A 19276-nucleotide genomic window follows, 5' to 3' on the forward strand; every position below is an offset into this window, starting at 1 on the left:
TTTTTAATGAAAAAACTCTTTCGTCATGTATTAATTTTATCCCAGTTATGTTTTGTTGGGATCACCTTTGCCGCCTCTGATAGTACAACACTAGACGAGATTCCACAGCTTCATCAAGAATCTCAACATGCAAAAGTGGCGAAAAGAGTGAGTGACTTATTCAGTCGCTCTCATTACAAATATATTCCTCTTAATGATGAATTATCAAAAAAAGTCTTTGACCGTTACATTGAGCAATTAGATTTTAATAAACAAATCTTTATGCAAAGTGATATCGATGAGATGAAAGCTTACCAATACAGCTTCGATGATAATTTGAAGTTTGGTCAGTTAGATTCTATCTACGCAATTTACCAGTTAAACCTAACTCGTCGATTCGAACGTTTTACCTACGCACTTTCTTTATTGGATAAAGAGATCACTTTTGATACAGAGCAATCTTATCAATATGATCGTACTGATGCAGATTGGCCAAAAGATAAAAATGAATTAGATGCGTTATGGCAAGCTCGTGTTAAGTCTGATGCATTAACATTAAAACTATCTGGTAAAGAGTGGCCTGAAATTAAAACGTTATTAACTAAACGTTATAACTACTCATTAAAATACCTAACGCAAACTGAAAGCGAAGATGTATTCCAAACTTTCATGAATGCATATGCTTACACTATTGAGCCACACACAAGTTACTTATCACCACGTAATGCAGAACGTTTCAAAATGGAAATGAACCTGTCATTAGAAGGGATTGGCGCAGTGCTTCAGCTTGAAGATGATTACACTATCGTGCGTAGCCTTGTACCAGGCGGTCCGGCTGAAAAATCTAAACTATTAGCAAAAGACGATAAAATTATTGGTGTTGGCCAAGAAGGTGAGAAAATCGTAGATGTTGTTGGCTGGCGTTTAGATGACATAGTCGAGTTGATCAAAGGACCAAAAGGCACCACGGTTCAACTACAAATTTTATCGGGCAAAACAGGTGACGTAAATAAAGTTATCAAGATTGTTCGTGAAGAGATTCACCTTGAAGACAGAGAAGCAAAATCTTCTGTTGAAGTGATTGACGGTAAAAATATCGGTGTGATCACTATTCCAAGTTTTTACATCAACTTAAGTAAAGATGTTGAACGTGAATTATCATCGTTAGCGAAGAAAGATGTTAAAGGCATCGTGATTGACCTTCGTAATAACGGTGGTGGTGCGTTAAGTGAAGCAACTTTATTAACAGGTCTATTTATTAAAACCGGGCCTGTTGTACAAGTGAGGGATAGCCGTCAAGAGATTTCCGTACAATTTGATGATGATGAAGATGTGTCCTACGACGGACCACTTACTATTTTAATTAATCGTAATAGTGCCTCTGCTTCTGAGATCTTTGCTGCGGCGTTACAAGATTACGGTCGCGCAATTATTATTGGTGAGCAAAGCTACGGGAAAGGGACGGTCCAGCAACATCGTCGTATCGCTCGCTACTATGATACTGACCAAGATGCAGTTGGTTCAGTGCAATACACTATCGCGAAATTCTACCGAATCAACGGTGGCAGCACACAAAACAAAGGTGTAGTGCCTGATATTGCATTCCCAACAGCTATCGATCCTAAAGATACAGGTGAAAGTTTAGCGAAAAATGCTTTACCTTGGGACAATATTAAATCGGCTAAATACAGTAAAGTAGGTGATCTACAAAAAGCGATAGATACATTAGAACAAGAACATCAACAACGTATTAAAAAAGAAGTAGAGTTCACTTATTTAGCTGAAGATATTAAAGAGTATCAACTTGAAAAAGATGATAAGAGTGTTTCTTTAATGGAAAAAGAGCGTGTTGCTGAACGTGAAAAGAATAAAGCTAAAAACCTTATTCGCACTAATGAGCGCCTAAAACGTGCAGGTCTTAAAACGGTTAAATCATTAGATGATGTACCCGATGATTTTGAACCTTTGGACGCATTTTTGATTGAAGCAGGGCATATCACTTTGGATTATGCCAACCTGTAATGTCGGTTTAAAAATAATTTTAAAAGCCGACTGTTTAGTCGGCTTTTTTATGTCTGTAGGAATGACTCATGTATAAGCCTTGGCTTAATAAATATCCCCCCGGCGTCAGTGCTGAAATTAATGAAAGCACATTAATCAACCTGGTTGATATGGTCGAAGACACCTTTGAACGCTATCTAGAGCATACAGCGTTTATCAATATGGGGCATGAATTAACTTTTTCTGAATTAGAGGAAAAATCTCGTCATATAGCTAGCTACTTACAGCATGTAACTAGCTTAAAAAAAGGTGACCGTGTCGCTGTGATGATGCCTAACTTATTACAATATCCGATTACTTTACTCGGTATATTAAGGGCGGGGTTAATCGTTGTTACTGTCAATCCTTTATCCACTCCTTTTGAATTAAAGCATCAGTTAAATGACTCCGGTGCAAAGGCTATTTTTATTGCTGAGAACTTTGCTCATACCCTACAAAGTATTATTCAAGAAACGAATATTGAACACGTTGTACTGACTAAAATTGGTGATGGATTGCCATCATTGAAACGAAAAGTCGTTAACTTTACGGTGGCTTATATTAAACGTATGGTGCCTAAGTTTACACTAAGTAACACCTGTGATTATCATGCTGCATTAAAAATAGGTGAGAAAGGCCAATATACTCGTCCTATGATTAGCATTAATGATACCGCTTTTATTTTATATACAGGTGGAACAACGGGGAGGCCCAAAGGTGTTGCTATGAGCCATCGTAATATGGCAAGTAGTCTTGCTCAAGTTGAAGAGACATTTGGCGCTTGCTTATCTCAAGGAACAGAGTTATTAGTAACAGCATTGCCTATGTATCATGCATTTGCCTTAAATGTTAATTGTTTCTTTTTTCTAAAGAGAGGAGATTCCAACCTCTTAATTGAGAACCCAAGAGATATCGATGCTTTTATTGATACCTTATGTAAGTATCAGTTTACTTCAATTACTGGTGTAAACACTTTATTCAATGCATTACTCCACCACTCTAAAATCGTGAATGTAGACTTTTCCCATCTTAAATTTACAATTGCTGGAGGAATGCCAACACAGCATAAAATAGCTGAAGATTGGAAAAATATCACAGGTAATACCATTATCGAAGGTTATGGACTAACTGAAACAACTGCTATCGTTAGTGTAAACCCTTATAATTTATCTAAACATACGGGGGCAGTAGGCCTACCAATGCCTAGTACTGATGTGCGCCTGGTGAATGAATTTAATCATATAGTTGAACAACAGAACTGCGTAGGTGAAGTGCAAGTCAAAGGCCCGCAAGTCATGAGTGAATATTGGAATAATGCTACCGAAACTGCCGCTGCTTTTGATCAAGGTTGGTTTAAAACGGGTGATATTGGATTGTTCGATAATGAGGGGCTATTGCGTATCGTTGACCGTAAAAAGGACATGATTTTAGTGTCTGGTTTTAATGTCTATCCTAATGAGATTGAAGAAGCTGTACTGAAATTAGAGGGGGTTTTTGAAGCTGCAGTGGTTGGCGAAAAAGATAAAGATGGCAATGAAGCGGTTACCTTATTTGTTGTTATTAATAATCTACAATTGTCCATTGATGAGATAAAGACGCATTGTCGTGATTATTTAACGGGTTATAAACAGCCTAAAACTATAAAAATAGTGGATGACTTACCTAAAAATAATGTAGGTAAAGTATTAAGGCGTCTATTAAAAGAGTGACGATGAGCTCAATTAACTGAGCTATTAACATCGCTTATTCAATATAATTTCTGTAACAAACTTATTTTAATCGAAGAAATTTATTGATGGTAATAATCAATAGGTAATACAACCAATTCAGTGCCCTCGGGGTTAGCCTCTACAAAGCTTAGATTTGTATACCAATCTCCAACATCAAAGCGATTACCTGATTGACCATTGACTTCAAGTTGATGGTTAAAGGCTTGATGTGTATGCCCATGAATTAATTGCTGAACACCATGGTATTCCATTAAACGAATTACTTCCTGTTCAGTCACACCCATCATATTATTATTTTTATATTGCTTTTTTGATTGACTTGCAGTGCGAATTTTCCAACCAATACGTTTACGTAAACTCAATGGTAAGCAGTTAAAAATAAACTGTAAGAAAGGGTTATGGATCACCTTACGCAGACGCTGATAATTCTTATCAAAAAGACATAAAGTATCACCGTGCATGATTAAGGTTTTGGTACCATACAAATCAATTTCAGTATGCTCTGGTAATAGTGTCATTGATGCTTGTTTGGCATAACGCTTACCAAGCATAAAATCTCGATTACCGTGAATATAGTAAATTTTGCAATTATTCTTTTTAGCAAAGCTAGTGAGCTTTTGCGCAACTTCATCCATTAATGGTGTATGTTCATCGTCTCCAATCCAAACTTCAAACATATCCCCTAAAATATAGAGGGTTTCAGCATTGGTTGCTTCTTTATCAAGAAAACCAAATAGGGCGTCTGTAATGTGTCGATGATCTTCGCTTAAATGCAAGTCAGCAATGAATAAAGTGCGCATAATAATCTAAGCTACTGTAACTTTAGTGATAACAACATCTTCAAGTGGTACATCTTGGTGTACAAAGTGAGAATTACCTGTTGCTACCCCTTTGATTTTGTCTACCACGTCTTCACCAGCGACGACGTTAGCAAATACACAGTAACCCCAACCGTCAGTCGTTTCTGATTTAAAGTCTAGGAATTTATTATCGCCTACATTAATGAAGAATTGAGCTGATGCTGAATGCGGTTCCATAGTACGAGCCATTGCCACTGAGTACTTTACATTTGATAGACCGTTGTTTGCTTCATTTTTAATTGGCTTTTGGCTATCTTTTTCTTCCATGTTTGGTGCAAAACCACCACCTTGGATCATAAATCCGTCGATCACACGGTGAAAGATTGTGTTATCGTAAAAACCACTTTTTGCGTAATTTAGGAAGTTAGCCACTGTATTTGGTGCCTTTTCTTCATTCATTTCTAAAGTGATATCGCCGAAGTTTGTGTGTAAAGTAATCATTGTTAAATCCTATCTATAAAAAGAGCTTCATCATACCTTAAACGTCTTTAAATTAAAAAGACAGGCAACTTGAGAAACCTAAAAACACTATTTAAATTAGCTGTTTTTTAGCTAATATTTTAATGACTTAGTGCTTAAGCTAATTTATTGACAACAGAAATTCATTAATTACTTCAATCAACTCAGAGAAAGCGTGAATTTGTCCTTTTGGCAGGTTAGAATAACCTTTTTTACAGTAATCGCATTGGATGGAAAATGTTAAAAATCTATAACACCCTAACTCGAACCAAAGAAGAATTTAAACCCCTTGTTGCTGGCAAAGTGGGTATGTATGTATGTGGTGTTACAATTTACGATTATTGTCATATTGGTCATGGTCGTACTTTTGTTGCCTTTGACACTGTCGCACGTTACCTTCGCTTTAGTGGTTATGATTTAAGCTTTATACGTAATATTACCGATGTTGATGATAAAATTATAAAACGTGCAACTGAAAACGGCGAAACTTGTGATCAGTTAACAGCACGCTTTACCGATGCAATGCATGCGGATTTTGATGCATTAAATATGATTCGCCCTGATATCGAACCACGTGTTACGGACCACATGCCAGACGTGATTGAAATGGTTGAAAAGCTGATTGTAAAAGGGCATGCCTATGTAGCAGATTCGGGGGATGTCTTATTTTCAGTGTCCTCATTTCCAGAGTATGGACAGTTGAGCGGACAGAACTTAGAGATGCTGCAAGCAGGCTCTCGTGTTGAAGTAGAAGATAGTAAGCATGATCCGTTGGACTTTGTTCTGTGGAAAATGGCAAAAGAAGGGGAGCCTTCATGGGCATCTCCATGGGGCGAAGGACGTCCAGGATGGCATATTGAATGTTCCGCAATGAATCGAAAACATTTAGGTGAAGTCTTTGACATTCATGGAGGCGGCTCAGATCTGAGCTTCCCTCATCATGAGAATGAAATAGCGCAATCTTGTTGTGCTCACCATGGTCAATACGTTAATACTTGGATGCATTCAGGTATGGTACAAGTTGATAAAGTGAAAATGTCTAAGTCCTTAAATAACTTCTTTACTATTAAAGATGTATTAGAGGTATACGACAGTGAGACAGTACGTTATTTCCTGATTTCAGGTCATTACCGCAGTCAATTGAATTATTCTGAAGATAATTTAAAACAAGCAAGATCAAGTTTAGAGCGTTTATATACTGCAATTCGTGATATTGAATTAGTTGATTTGAATGAATTTGAGCAACAAACGAAAGATAGCAAATACTATCAAGCATTCGTTAAAGCGATGGATGATGACTTTAATACACCTGAAGCGCTAGCGGTATTATTCGATTTAACAAAAGAAGTAAATCGCACCAAAAACAACGATATACAACAGGCTGCTTTTTTAGCAAGTTTGTTAGTTAATTTCGCTAATGTATTAGGTTTATTAGCACAAACACCTGAGCAATTCTTGCAAGGAAATACAGGTGAAAGTGATGAAACTGCAGAAATTGAAGCACTTATTTTACAGCGTAATACAGCACGAACAAATAAAGACTGGTCAAGTGCTGATGATGCACGTGATAAATTAGCCGCGTTAAATGTTGTGTTAGAAGACGGTGCAAACGGGACAACTTGGCGTAAAGTGTAGTCAAGTAAGAAAGTAGCTATCAGTTAGTTAATAAAGGAGAACTTAGGTTCTCCTTTTTTGTGCTCGATTATTTATTAACAGACGGACGATGGTGAATTCATAGGTAGAGATATTACTTAGATATCGATTGAGGGCGTTTCTTTTTAAAGTCTGTTAAGACTATCTCTAACGCGGCTATGGTGGTTTCCAATTCAACATCGGTGTCTTCCAACAGTTGGATAAGATCCACTGCTAATTTAATCTCGATAGGGGCGTCAGCCAAAGGGGGAGTAGTTTGGGTAACTTCTTTAGTCATTATCTAAGGCATCCATTTTAAATTCTAAGGATTGAGTAAACTCATTACATTTTTGGTAACGTTCTTTTAACACACCAGCACGACTTCTATGAATCTCTTTATGTGCTAGCGGTGCGGCTTCGTATAAAGTATTTTCTTCATCAATCATGGTCAAGAGTCTTTTTTCATACTGGTATTGACGTTGTAACTGTTGGTACACTTTTTCCTGTTGTGTTGAATAGCGTTTATATAACCCTTCTGCTTTACCTGCGTCCAATTGATTAACAATATTAAGTAAGGCCGAAAATTGATTAACAAACTGCTCACACTCATAATTGATGATAGTGTCACCCATATTATGACTGATCACATAGCGTAAATGGGCAAGGGTGTTATTTAATTGTTCACTATAACCGCTTAAGGTTAAACTACTTTGTTGGAATAGGTGTACTTCAAAGCGAAACGATTTATTTTCCGTCAGTGTTATTTTACTATCCCATGCTTGGCAGCGTAAATGTAAAGCTTTGACTTGTTCCTCAAGCGCGGTTAAATGTTTTAAATCGACGGACTGAACCATGCATTGTATCCTAGGTTAACTGCCATGATTAAGACAATAATTATAAATAATGGACGAATAAATTTAGCACCAAAGTAGATAGCTGAATGTGCACCAATAAAGGCGCCAAGCATCAAACACGCGCCCATGGTTAAGCCGATAAACCAATTAACCTGGCCAAAGTAGATAAAGGTCAGTAATGAGACAAAGTTACTGGTAAAGTTCATCGCCTTTGCTATGCCGCTAGAAAGCAGAATGTTTAAACGGTATAGGTGCATATTTGAGATCACCCAAAAAGCACCGGTTCCTGGCCCAGAAACTCCGTCATAAAAACCTAAAATAAAACCTTGAATACGCTGAGTTAACCTGTGTTTGGTGGTTTTCTCAGGTAATGTTGCGTTATCAATCTCTTTGACGCGGCTTAACAAAGTATAAATTGCGGCGATTAAAATCACCACAGGTAAAAACTTATTAAGAAAGCTAGTAGAGATGTAATTAACCACAATGGTGCCACTTAATGCTCCGATTAAGGTACTGTAAAAACAGTGCTTCCAAAAGACGGGATCAAATAGCTTTTTACGAAAATAGGTAAAAGCAGCGGTACCTGAAGCAAAGCTGGCAGACAGCTTATTAGTGCCTAAGGTGAGGTGAGGGGGCAGACCAACACTCAATAGCGTTGGCACGGTTAACATGCCGCCGCCGCCGACAACGGCGTCGATAAATCCAGCCAGTAATCCAACAAAGGCGAGTAACATCCAACTGTGTGGGTCTAAAACAAACTCTGTCATCTATTTCTCTATCTTTAAAGCAAAGGGAGGAAGGGAATCGATCAGACTTTTACCATAACGCTTAGTGATCACACGTTTATCTAATAAAGTAATTTTACCTGTATCAGTTTCTTTTCGAATTAAACGACCACAGGATTGAATCAATTTTTTACTCGCCTCTGGAATAGTAATTTGCATAAATGGATTACCACCTTTAGAGGTTATCCATTCTGCATGAGCTTCTTCTACTGGAGAGTCAGGTACAGCAAAAGGGAGTTTAGTAATAATAAGGTTAGTGAGGTAATGCCCGGGTAGATCTAAACCTTCAGCTAAACTACCTGTACCAAATAAAATACTGGTTAAACCTTGATCGCAATTCTGTTTATGCATTGCAATCATCTTAGTTCGTGACGTTTCACCTTGTACCAATAAAGATTTAGGAAATTTGCGACGTAGTTTATCGGCCACTAAATTCATCTGCCAATAGGAGGCAAACAACACTAAGTTACCCTCTTTTTGTTCAATACGCTGAGTAATATTCTCAATTAACTCATTATCAAAACCTGATTCCGTTGGATCTTTTGCCATCGCTGCAACATGTAATTCAATATTCGGATAATCAAAGGGGGATTTTAAACGTAAATACTGCGTGCCATCATTTTGGGTTAAACCTGCTTGGCGCATAAAATAATCAAAACTATTCAAGGAAGTTAGTGTTGCTGAACACAAGATCACCCCTGCAGCCTGCGACCACAACATATATTCCAATAAACCACCGACTTCTAAAGGATTTGCACACAAAGTATAAGCTTCATTTTCATTGTTTATCCAAGCCGCTATTGGTGCTTGGTGTGAGCTGCGCTCTTTTAATAGCATTTTCCACAGGTCAGAAAGTGCCTCTAAGCGCTGTATATAAAAGCCTGTCTCTACTAATAACGGCTCTGCATCACTGAGTTTAATATTGTCATCCTTTAACTCTTCAGAGGTGATGTTAGATAGTTTATTAACAGCGCTTAAACATTTTTTAGTCTCTTCTTTTAAACTAATGAGAGAGTTAACAATGCCTTGTGGCACCTCCCCCATGCTAAAGCGGTATTGATTGGATTTATTGTAATTGGGTGGATTATTTCTAAAGTAGAGCTCAATATCATTTAAATCTTTGACCATCTCATTGGCACTTTCCAGCATGTTAATACCTGGTGTGATGGTCGTTTGGCGATGTACCACACGATTTACATGAGTACTAACTTGTTTAATCTTTTTAAGCCACTCTTGACTGGTTTTTATATTCACATTGGCGCTAGAGAAGTCACGTGCAATTTTTGGCAAGTGATGTGCTTCATCTAATACATAAAAGGAGGCATCTGGCTCAGGTAATATGACACCGCCACCTAACTCTAAATCAGCTAATAGCAAAGCATGATTGACCACAATCACATCTGCTTTATTGATATTGTCTCGGGCACGGTGAAAAGGGCATTGACGGTGATTCGACAAGGCTTTTTTACAACTATGTTTATCGGAGACAATCTGCTGCCAAACACGTCGTGGAATAGGTTTAGGCCAACTATCTTGATCGCCATCCCATTTACCATCTAAATAAGCATTTTTAAGTCGATCTAATAACTCGCGATCACCCACTTGTGGTTTTTCAGTGAATAATTGTGTTTGTTCTGGATTATCAGTCTGTTGGTTAAGTAATTTATGCTCACAACAATAACGCTGCCGACCTTTGGCAAGCGTAAAAGTAAATTTATAGTCGCTATGACGGAGAAAGAAGGGCAGATCTTTAGTGATTAATTGCTCTTGTAGTGTCACTGTTGCCGTTGAGATAATCAGTTTTTTATTAGCGCGCAATGCCACTGGTAACCCCGCTAAAATATAAGCGAGAGACTTACCAATGCCTGTACCTGCTTCAGCCACCAAAATACGACGAGATTTATCATAATTGCCTGCTAATACTTTTGCTATTTCTGCCACTAAATAGTTTTGTGCTTTACGCGCTTTAAATTGCGGCAAAGCTTGGGTGATGAGTTCGTAATTATTACGAATTTCTTTTTTTAGTGAGTCTGAAAGCATAGCTATTATTATTGTATCTCATGTTGTGGTTCAGAAAGTGGGGTGGCATTAAACGCAAAAAACCTTTACTTGGTAGTGTACCAAAATAAAGGTTTACTATCTGCGACAATATCGCTATATGATATGACGATATTGTTTGATATTGAAGGAGTTGTAACGGTTAATTAGTTACTTAAAACAACTTAAAAGCCAGCTATTTAGGCTGTTCTAAAAACAATACCGCTGCTTCAACACGGGATTTAATTTCAAGCTTTTTCAACAAGCTTTTAACGTGCACTTTTACAGTACCTTCAGAGATATTAAGGTTATCTGAAATCTCTTTATTACTTAAGCCTTTTGAAATTTCACCCATAATTTGATTTTCACGACGCGTTAATGTCGAGATCTTCTCTCTGATGTTATTTTCTTGGTCTAAGCAATCTAAGTATTCCGTTAACTCTTCGCTTACTACTAATTTACCCTGTTGGATACGGTGTAAATTTTCTAATAAAATCTCTGGGTCAGTATCTTTTAAAAGATAACCATCTGCACCTTGGTTAATTAATGAAATAACATCCTGTTTAGCATCGGATACCGTTAAAATAACGATTTTGCTGCTAATGCCGTCATTGCGAAGTGCTTTTAGAGTTTCTAAGCCAGACACGGCTTTCATGTTTAAATCTAGCAGTACCATATCTGGGTGTTGCTTTTTAACCATGCTCACAGCTTCAATGCCGTTGGTTGCTTCATCTATTACCACAAAATTGGGGTCAATACTGAGTAGTTGTGTAACGCCTTTACGCATTAGCGGGTGGTCATCAACAACAATAACGGTAGATACATTGTTCATTTGCGATTCCTTTATCGAGTCATAGTTAAAATACAATAATCGAAAACAATATAATGTAAATTAAAAATAGTTAAAAAAATGAAATATAAGTGATTTTTGTGAAAATTAGATTTCAAATATGAGTTTAATTTCAGTGCCTAGCGGTAAATTTTTAATCTCAAGCTTAGCATTTAGCTCAGCTGCACGCTGATTCATAATTTCAATGCCGTAGTGATTATCTTTGCCAGGCTTTTCTTTAATGCCAATGCCATCATCGATAATACTTATGATAACTTTTTGATCTATAATGACACAGTTTACAATAATATTGCTACAGTTTGCATGTTTCATTGCATTAACCATAGCTTCACGAATAATTTGCAATAGATGTATATGCTGATTTGCATGAGTTTGAAAGTTTGATTCAAAGTCACCTAATTGAATTTTAGCCGTGGTTTGTTTCTGTAGTTGCGAAATCATCACTAATACTGCTTCTTTAAAGTCCGATTCACTGATGTTTAACCGAAAGGTTGAGAGCAGTGAGCGCAGTTGCACATAGGCATCACCGACCGCTTCTTTAATATTACTGACAGATTCTTTAACGTCATTTTTTTCACTATCAGCATCAATTTGTCTATTTAACACGGCACATTGAATTTTCAAGAATGATAATGCTTGTGCAATAGAGTCATGTAATTCACGAGCAATCACACCACGCTCGTCCATTAGCAATAATTTCTGCTCTTGTAAGCTGTACTCTTCTTGATATAAAGCACGTGCGAGCAAGCTGCTAAAGCTCACTATGATAGAAGTGTTCTCAGACATAGGTGTGGCTTGAATATAATTTAAATATCCAAAAGGTTCCCCGTTAATCATGATCGGGATACGTTTATTACTTCTACTATCTCTTGTCGCACAGCCATAATCACTGTCTATTTCCACGCCATTAACCAACTCTAAACATAACTTACTTAAATTAGTTTGTGTCGCGAGGGCATTTAAGGCTTCGATAATGATCGGGTGAGTTAACTTCACTGTACTTAGGGTTTGTGAAATCGTAAATAAGAATTGGATACTTTCATTGGCTGTTTCTAATTCGGTTTTTTTATCGAATACTTTCTTTTGCATGGCAGTAATTAATGATTCCAACTCTTCTGACATGCTTTTTAAACCTGTTGATAAAAAACCAACTTCGTTATTACTCTCAATAAAATCCACATTAAAGTGGTGATTAGAGATAGAGTAAACGTTTTCTTCGAGCCTATTAAGTGGTCTAACAATACAGTGTCGGCAGTAAAACAGCAGAAATAGAGCACTCAGTGCAACAAAGGTAAACATTATAATCTGTGAAACAAAGATAACTGAAGACTCTTTATCAATTAATGTGCGATATTGGTTAATGGTATATTCAATACTGCTGACCAGTTGCTTGAGTTTTAAGGTTAGTGCTTGGTCGGATAATTGATCGAGTTGTTGTTGAATCGCTATTAACTCAAACCTTAATTCTATATTCGCCTCATGTATCTGATTAACATCAAAAAATTTATTTTGTAATAGTTGATTAGCCACTAATGGAGAATATTCGGTAGCGGTAAGTTGAATCTGTTGTCGATCAAGTTGATTGGGATTAATAAAACTATCAGCTTCATGTCGAAGTGCTGTTAAACTTTTGATAGCATCATGATTACTACTTTGGCTTTGCGTCGTTGTCATAAAAATGAAAACGTGTGTACCTGATAGTATTAAAATCAGTAAAGCGATTGTCGAAATCACTTTTGTTATAGAAAGTGAGTGTAATAGTAGATTAATCTTCATAGATAGTTAAGAATAAAAGGTTACCAGTTGATTGAAAGACCCGAGTAGGGAATGGATGTCATTTATATATAATTTAGCTCCGAGCTTTTATCACTAAGTTTAACATGTTTTTTGTGAAATATGTGATACTAGCCGCTTAACTAAGTGTTTGGTTAAGAAGGGTAAACTTAGAAATGGGTTTGCCTCCCGTGTTTGGAAAGGAACTGACCATGCAATTAGTCGATAAATATTATCGAAAGTTTGAATACTTGCGTCTATCGATCACCGATGAGTGTAACTTCAAATGTAATTATTGTTTACCCGATGGTTACCAACGGACCCATCAAAAACAATTTTTATCACAAAGTGAAATACAAAACCTAATCAATGCTTTTGCAGAATTAGGTACCAGTAAAGTAAGGATCACAGGCGGTGAGCCGAGCTTGCGCAGAGATTTCTCTGGTATTATTGAGCAAATCGCCGAGACACCTGGTATTAAAAAAGTGGTGACAACCACTAATGGTTTTAATCTGAGTAAACATGCCGTGGATTGGTATCAAGCTGGATTAAGTGCCATTAATGTCAGTGTTGATAGCTTAGATGCCAATACCTTCAATATTATTACCGGTAAGAATATCTTCCATAAAGTGATGGAAGGGGTCGACGCGTGCGTAAACGCCGGATTTGATCAAGTCAAAGTCAATAGTGTGTTGATGAAAGGCTTGAATGATAATGACCTTAATACCTTCCTTAATTGGATCAAAACCCAACCAATACAACTGCGTTTTATTGAGTTAATGCAAACCGATGATAATAATGATTTTTTTAATCGTTATCACCTGTCTGGTGAGACCATTAAACAAACCTTATTAGCGCAGCAATGGCAACAGAAACCCCGTGTGATTAATGATGGCCCAGCTGAAGTGTTTTCTCACCCTGATTATACAGGTGAGATAGGGTTAATTATGCCCTACAGTAAAGATTTCTGTGATAATTGTAATCGTCTACGTGTTTCTGCGGTGGGACGTTTACATCTTTGTCTATTTGGTGAAGAAGGTGTTGATTTAAGACACCTATTACAAGATAGTAAAGATAAAGCAGAACTTAAAAGCACCATCTTAGCCGCTTTAAAAGAGAAAAAATCTTCACATTTTCTGGATTTAGGGTTAACCGGTGGGACACCTCATTTAGCCTCTATTGGCGGTTAAATAGCTGTATGTTTGCAGTCCAAAGAAAACGTCACACTTTTCCTTGGGCTAGTTGGTTGCTATTCACTGATGGTGAGTAGTCGCGGATATTGAGAAAGTCATGAGCGAGAAGTTAAAAATAGCTGGTATTGTATTAGCCGGTGGTGAGTCATCAAGGATGGGACAGGATAAAGCGATGCTTTCTCTTGATCAACATACACTCTTGGTACATGCCTTTACGCTATTAAAACAGGCTGGAATAGAACAATGTTTTGTGAGCGGCGATTACCCTAATTTCCCCTGTATTGTAGATCAATATGCAGGGTTAGGGCCATTGGCAGGTATCGCTGCTTGTGTGGAGCAATTATCGGCTGATTATGATGCCTTGTTTATTATTCCCGTAGATATGCCACTGCTAGCGGAGCAGGATTGTACTGAGCTAATTGATCGTTACTTGGACAGGTTATCTCATCAACCCCAAGCTGCTGGTCTATATTATAAAGAGGCTATTTTTCCGCTTATTTTGACCTTAAATAGGGCGCTAAAAACCTATTTGACCAACATAATGCAAACTCCACATAAAAAATACCGTTCTTTATATCGCTTGTTTGAAACCCTTGGTATTGAAGGGGTATCTGCAAATGAGACTGATAAAGTGCGCTTTGAAAACACCAATACACCAGAACAATGGCAAGATTGTTTAACCACTTATTCAAGATTAAGCCAGGCTAAGCCAACAAAATAGAACAATAGATATTATTTTAATTACGTAGACCATTAAGTAGAACATTACATAGACTATTAAGTAGACGACAAGGAACATCATGAGCCATCTATCAACTAACGCATTTACTGCCGCTAATATTGCTGTTTTAACCGTATCAGATACACGTGACGAATCGACAGATACTTCAGGTGGATATTTAGTGGAATCATTACAAGCAGCCGGGCACCAACTGGCCGATAAAAAAATCGTCATTGATGACCCTTATAAAATTCGTGCTGTGGTTTCTCAATGGATTGCAGACCCAACAATAGAAGTTATTTTAACGACAGGTGGAACTGGCTTTACTGCCCGTGATACTACGCCAGAAGCAGTGTCGGTGTTATTCGACAAACAGGTTGAAGGTTTCGGTGAAGTATTCCGTGCTGTTTCTTATCAAGAGATTGGATCATCAACGATTCAAAGTCGTGCTCTGGCTGGTTTTGCTAATAATACGGTCATTTTCTGTATGCCTGGTTCAACGGGGGCTTGTAAAACAGCTTGGACAAATATTATTGCAGAACAGATCAATTCTCAGCATAAACCTTGTAACTTTATGCCACATGTAGGAGCGAAATAATGTCTAGCGGTTTTACCCATATTAACCAAGACGGTAAAGCAAATATGGTGGATGTGACAGATAAAGAAGGTACAGTCCGTCAAGCCATTGCTGAAGCTTATATCGAGATGTCAGAAGAAACGCTATCCTTGATTATTAATGGCCAACACCATAAAGGTGACGTATTCGCTACTGCCCGTATTGCGGGCATTATGGCGGCGAAAAAAACGTCAGATTTGATCCCGTTATGTCACCCGTTAGCCTTAACTAAAGTAGAAGTAAATATTACCGCTGAGCCAGAATCAAATCGAGTGAGAATTGAAAGCTTATGTAAACTATCAGGTAAAACGGGTGTTGAGATGGAAGCGTTAACCGCGGCATCGGTTGCAGCCTTAACTATTTACGACATGTGTAAAGCCATTCAAAAAGATATGGTTATCTCTGCGGTGAAGTTACTTGAAAAAACCGGTGGTAAATCCGGGCATTTCTCTTCACAACAACATGGTCAATAGGGGGAGGTAAAATGATTACGGTTTTATTCTTTGCCAAACTCAGTGAGCAATTAGGTGAAAGAAGCTTACAGGTTGAAGCATCACAAGCTGCAGATACCGACCAACTTTTTCAATACTTGACGCAATACAAAGCAGAATGGTCTTCGATTTTAAACTCACAACCTTGTTTAAAAGCGGTTAATCAAGCCATGGTTAACACTAATGTCACTTTAAAATCGGGTGATGAAGTGGCGTACTTTCCACCGGTAACGGGTGGTTAAATGATTAGTGTACAACAGCAAGATTTCAATCAACAGGTTGAACATGAACGTTTACGTTGTCAGTCTTCAATTGGTGCGATCGTTACGTTTACTGGTTTAGTGAGAGACATTAACGATGGCCAAGCAGTGAGTGATTTATCTCTTGAGCACTATCCTGGCATGACTGAGAAGTGCTTAGTCGACATTGTAGAAAAAGCGAAAGCACGTTGGCATATTATTGCTAGCACAGTGATCCATCGTGTCGGACAGTTAAGCGTTACAGACCAAATTGTATTTGTTGGGATAGCCAGCCAACATCGTGGCGATGCCTTTGCTGCCTGTGAATTTATTATGGATTATTTAAAAACGGAAGCACCATTTTGGAAAAAAGAGACCATGGAAAACGGTCAGACAAAATGGGTTGATGCTAGGGAAAGCGATCAAAAAACATTGTCTAAATGGGCTGAATAATTGGGCTTTGTTTGTAATTAATTTTTGTTTTTTTCTATTCATACTCGTCCTAGAGATTGGGTATAAATTAAGGTTTTTCCATTATGCTTAGGTTGTTAGTTTCTGTTATTTTTGTTGGTTTAAGTTGTTTTAGTGTTGCTAGTCAAGCGACGATCAATGTTGCTGTTGCCAGTAACTTCAAAGTATCAGCACAGGATATCGCTGATCAGTTTAGTCATGAATACAACATTGACGTCAATATATCTAGTGCATCAACAGGAACCTTGTACCAACAAATATTACATGGTGCACCCTTTGATCTGTTTTTATCTGCGGATCAAAAGCATGTTGATCTTTTGCTACAGGCTAACAAAGTCGGTGACAATCAACCTTTTGTTTATGCACAAGGGCGATTAGGTTTTTGGATGCCTTCCGCTGAGACAAATCCGAGTATCGAAGATTTTATAGCTTATACAGGTCGTTTAGCGATTGCTAACCCTAAATTTGCACCTTACGGAGTGGCTGCGCAGCAAGCGTTAACTTCCGTAGGTAAATGGGAAGATCTACAATACATTCAAGGCAGTAATATTAGCCAAACTTACCAGTTTGTTGAGTCTAATAATGTCAAAGCAGGCTTGGTGGCTTATGCAGCGTTAGTGCAAAAAAAACAACAACATTATCTTTTGATCCCTACTAAATGGCATCAACCAATTATTCAGGCAGGTGTGGTATTAGGCACTGCACAAGCAGAGCAAGCAAACTTGTTTCGTGACTATTTACAGTCGAAGCCGATTCAACAGTTAATTCATTCACAGGGTTATAACTAGTGTTCAGTGAGGGTGATCTACAAGCTATTTGGCTAACCTTAAAACTAGCGAGTGTTACAACTATATTGTTAATGTTGTTTGCACCACCGCTAGCCTGGTGGTTAGCAAGAAGCCAAGCTAAGATCCGTCCTTTAGTCGAATCCTTAGTCGCATTGCCTTTAATTTTACCGCCAACTGTATTAGGTTTTTATCTATTAATAGCCTTTTCTCCCAATCATTTTTTAGGGCGTTGGTGGTTAAGCTTCAATGAGCACTCATTAGCTTTCTCATTTTCCGGGCTAGTGATTGCCTCTGTCGTTTACTCTTTGCCTTTTGTGGTGCAACCTTTGCAGAGTGCCTTTGTACATTTAGATAAACGTTATTTAGAGGTAAGTGCCACTTTAGGTTATGGAAAGTATGAACGGTTATACAAAATAATCTTTCCCATGCTATTACCCAGTTTTATTATTGCTGGAGCATTAGGCTTTGCACATACCATTGGTGAATTTGGTGTGGTCCTCATGATTGGTGGGAATATTCCAGGCGAAACACAGGTGTTATCAATTCAATTGTTCGACCATGTTGAGTCCCTACAGTACAGTGAAGCACATCAATTATCTTTTATGTTGCTAGCCTTTTCTGTTTCATGGTTGGTGTTGATCTATGGCTTTTTACAAAAACGTCAACAGAGGATATTAAATGCTTAAGTTTGATATTCAAAAGTCATTTACCCACAAGCAAACAGGGCAAACCAGCGAGCTGCATTTTAAGGCTCAGGTTAACTTGTCTGGTGTTTGCGCTATCTTCGGTGATTCGGGGGCAGGAAAAACTACCTTATTACGTTGTTTAGTTGGCTTAGAGCCTTGTACTGGTGCCATTCAATTTTCTAACAAAACTTGGCTATCTACTGACTCAAAACAGTTATTGCCAACGGAAAAACGCCGTATTGGTGTGGTATTTCAAGAACCAAGATTATTTCCGCATCTAAATGTGCAACAAAACCTTCAGTTGGCGGTGAATAAAGCGGGTCATACTGGTTTTTCCATTGAGCAATTAGCTGATAAATTAGGTTTTAGTGAATTACTCTCGCATCAAACAACACAATTATCGGGTGGACAAAAACAGCGAGTGGCCATTGCCCGTGCTTTATTAACGGATCCTCAGTTATTAGTCATGGATGAGCCGCTTTCATCATTAGATCAAGGTAGTAAGCAGTTGTTATTACCCTTTATTAAAGCGATCAGCCAACAGATCCCTATTTTGTATATTACCCATTCTGAACAAGAGCTGTTTTATTTAAGTCGTCATATGTTGTTGGTTAACGATGGCAAAATAGAAGCCAGTGGCGAACCACAACAACTGTTTTTAAACAGTGATTTATCATTGATTAAATTTGCACATCAAGGCTTGATTTTGAATGTGTCAGTAAAAGGTTATGATCAGAGTGAAGGATTAATCAAGGGGTGTTTAGAGCTACAAACGCTTTATGTTTCCGCAGAATCACAACCCGATAGCGAGCAGATCCAAGTCAAAATAAACAGTCGAGATGTGATTGTTGCATTACAACCTATTGTCGGGAGCTCCTTACTTAACTGTTTATCGGTAACGGTGGAAGAGGTACACATGGATGCGCAAAAAGCGGTGATTTTGACGTTACAGCTAGGTGAGCAATATATGTATGCATACATCACGTTACGCTCTTTTAACAAATTACAGTTAGCGGTAGGCAGTCACGTGTATGCTCATGTTAAAACCATGAGCATTGTTAATTAATATCCA

At 37.9% G+C, this 19276-nt stretch carries 20 protein-coding genes and 1 riboswitch; of the genes, 12 read left to right on the top strand and 8 right to left on the bottom strand.

Annotated features, from left to right (window positions below):
- Window positions 1-6: 6 nt before the first annotated feature.
- On the top strand, window positions 7-2001 hold the full coding sequence (gene prc, locus DS885_RS10455; protein ID WP_113819377.1) for a carboxy terminal-processing peptidase: 1995 nt from the start codon (window positions 7-9) through the stop codon (window positions 1999-2001).
- 68 nt (window positions 2002-2069) lie between these two features.
- Entirely contained in the window at window positions 2070-3728 is a 1659-nt protein-coding gene (locus tag DS885_RS10460) for an AMP-binding protein (RefSeq protein ID WP_113819378.1), read from the top strand.
- A gap of 80 nt (window positions 3729-3808) precedes the next feature.
- Here the strand turns inward: DS885_RS10460 and DS885_RS10465 are convergent, their stop codons facing one another.
- Both DS885_RS10465 and DS885_RS10470 read right to left on the bottom strand, forming a co-directional pair.
- The gene (locus tag DS885_RS10465; RefSeq protein ID WP_113819379.1) at window positions 3809-4549 is read right to left on the bottom strand and encodes a UDP-2,3-diacylglucosamine diphosphatase; all 741 of its coding nucleotides are present in this window, start codon (window positions 4547-4549) and stop codon (window positions 3809-3811) included.
- Between the two features lie 6 nt (window positions 4550-4555).
- Window positions 4556-5050, bottom strand: a complete 495-nt coding sequence (locus tag DS885_RS10470; RefSeq protein ID WP_113819380.1) for a peptidylprolyl isomerase — start codon at window positions 5048-5050, stop codon at window positions 4556-4558.
- Between the two features lie 255 nt (window positions 5051-5305).
- On the opposite strand from DS885_RS10470, the gene cysS reads away from it, so the two are divergent.
- Complete coding sequence (gene cysS / locus DS885_RS10475; RefSeq protein WP_113819381.1) at window positions 5306-6703, top strand: cysteine--tRNA ligase; 1398 nt, start codon at window positions 5306-5308, stop codon at window positions 6701-6703.
- 112 nt (window positions 6704-6815) lie between these two features.
- Here the strand turns inward: cysS and DS885_RS10480 are convergent, their stop codons facing one another.
- From DS885_RS10480 to DS885_RS10505, 6 genes are all read right to left on the bottom strand, one after another.
- Entirely contained in the window at window positions 6816-6998 is a 183-nt protein-coding gene (locus tag DS885_RS10480; RefSeq protein WP_113819382.1) for a YbaM family protein, read from the bottom strand.
- Complete coding sequence (gene priC, locus DS885_RS10485) at window positions 6991-7554, bottom strand: primosomal replication protein PriC (RefSeq protein WP_113819383.1); 564 nt, start codon at window positions 7552-7554, stop codon at window positions 6991-6993. The genes DS885_RS10480 and priC overlap by 8 nt, the downstream gene beginning before the upstream one ends.
- Window positions 7533-8321, bottom strand: coding sequence for a TSUP family transporter (locus DS885_RS10490; protein ID WP_113819384.1), 789 nt, complete (start codon window positions 8319-8321; stop codon window positions 7533-7535). The genes priC and DS885_RS10490 overlap by 22 nt, the downstream gene beginning before the upstream one ends.
- Window positions 8322-10379 carry an ATP-dependent DNA helicase DinG gene (dinG, locus tag DS885_RS10495; RefSeq protein WP_113819385.1) on the bottom strand — a complete coding sequence of 686 codons (2058 nt, stop codon included), beginning with the start codon at window positions 10377-10379 and terminating at the stop codon, window positions 8322-8324.
- A gap of 193 nt (window positions 10380-10572) precedes the next feature.
- The gene (gene narL / locus DS885_RS10500; protein WP_113819386.1) at window positions 10573-11208 is read right to left on the bottom strand and encodes a two-component system response regulator NarL; all 636 of its coding nucleotides are present in this window, start codon (window positions 11206-11208) and stop codon (window positions 10573-10575) included.
- A gap of 105 nt (window positions 11209-11313) precedes the next feature.
- Window positions 11314-12900 carry a histidine kinase gene (locus DS885_RS10505; protein WP_181817758.1) on the bottom strand — a complete coding sequence of 529 codons (1587 nt, stop codon included), beginning with the start codon at window positions 12898-12900 and terminating at the stop codon, window positions 11314-11316.
- A 167-nt stretch (window positions 12901-13067) separates the two neighbouring features.
- Window positions 13068-13221: riboswitch (molybdenum cofactor riboswitch) on the top strand.
- On the opposite strand from DS885_RS10505, the gene moaA reads away from it, so the two are divergent.
- The 9 genes from moaA to modC all read left to right on the top strand — a co-directional run bounded on the left by moaA (window position 13212) and on the right by modC (window position 19270).
- Window positions 13212-14189 carry a GTP 3',8-cyclase MoaA gene (gene moaA, locus DS885_RS10510; RefSeq protein WP_113819388.1) on the top strand — a complete coding sequence of 326 codons (978 nt, stop codon included), beginning with the start codon at window positions 13212-13214 and terminating at the stop codon, window positions 14187-14189. Its footprint overlaps the riboswitch before it by 10 nt.
- Before the next feature lie 100 nt (window positions 14190-14289).
- Complete coding sequence (gene mobA / locus DS885_RS10515; protein ID WP_113819389.1) at window positions 14290-14913, top strand: molybdenum cofactor guanylyltransferase; 624 nt, start codon at window positions 14290-14292, stop codon at window positions 14911-14913.
- A gap of 79 nt (window positions 14914-14992) precedes the next feature.
- Complete coding sequence (gene moaB, locus DS885_RS10520; RefSeq protein WP_113819390.1) at window positions 14993-15511, top strand: molybdenum cofactor biosynthesis protein B; 519 nt, start codon at window positions 14993-14995, stop codon at window positions 15509-15511.
- On the top strand, window positions 15511-16002 hold the full coding sequence (gene moaC, locus DS885_RS10525; RefSeq protein WP_113819391.1) for a cyclic pyranopterin monophosphate synthase MoaC: 492 nt from the start codon (window positions 15511-15513) through the stop codon (window positions 16000-16002). The genes moaB and moaC overlap by 1 nt, the downstream gene beginning before the upstream one ends.
- An 11-nt stretch (window positions 16003-16013) precedes the next feature.
- Window positions 16014-16262: a MoaD/ThiS family protein gene (locus tag DS885_RS10530; RefSeq protein ID WP_113819392.1), complete on the top strand. Its 249-nt coding sequence runs from the start codon at window positions 16014-16016 to the stop codon at window positions 16260-16262.
- Window positions 16263-16712, top strand: a complete 450-nt coding sequence (gene moaE / locus DS885_RS10535; protein ID WP_113819393.1) for a molybdopterin synthase catalytic subunit MoaE — start codon at window positions 16263-16265, stop codon at window positions 16710-16712. It abuts the gene before it with no gap.
- Between the two features lie 83 nt (window positions 16713-16795).
- Window positions 16796-17518: a molybdate ABC transporter substrate-binding protein gene (gene modA, locus DS885_RS10540; RefSeq protein WP_113819394.1), complete on the top strand. Its 723-nt coding sequence runs from the start codon at window positions 16796-16798 to the stop codon at window positions 17516-17518.
- Entirely contained in the window at window positions 17518-18204 is a 687-nt protein-coding gene (modB, locus tag DS885_RS10545) for a molybdate ABC transporter permease subunit (protein ID WP_113819395.1), read from the top strand. The genes modA and modB overlap by 1 nt, the downstream gene beginning before the upstream one ends.
- Window positions 18197-19270 (top strand): molybdenum ABC transporter ATP-binding protein, encoded by a 1074-nt coding sequence (gene modC / locus DS885_RS10550; protein ID WP_113819396.1) that lies wholly within the window; start codon window positions 18197-18199, stop codon window positions 19268-19270. The genes modB and modC overlap by 8 nt, the downstream gene beginning before the upstream one ends.
- Window positions 19271-19276: the final 6 nt, after the last annotated feature.

Origin of the sequence: Psychromonas sp. B3M02 (assembly GCF_003318165.1) — a bacterium.
Taxonomy (GTDB): domain Bacteria; phylum Pseudomonadota; class Gammaproteobacteria; order Enterobacterales; family Psychromonadaceae; genus Psychromonas.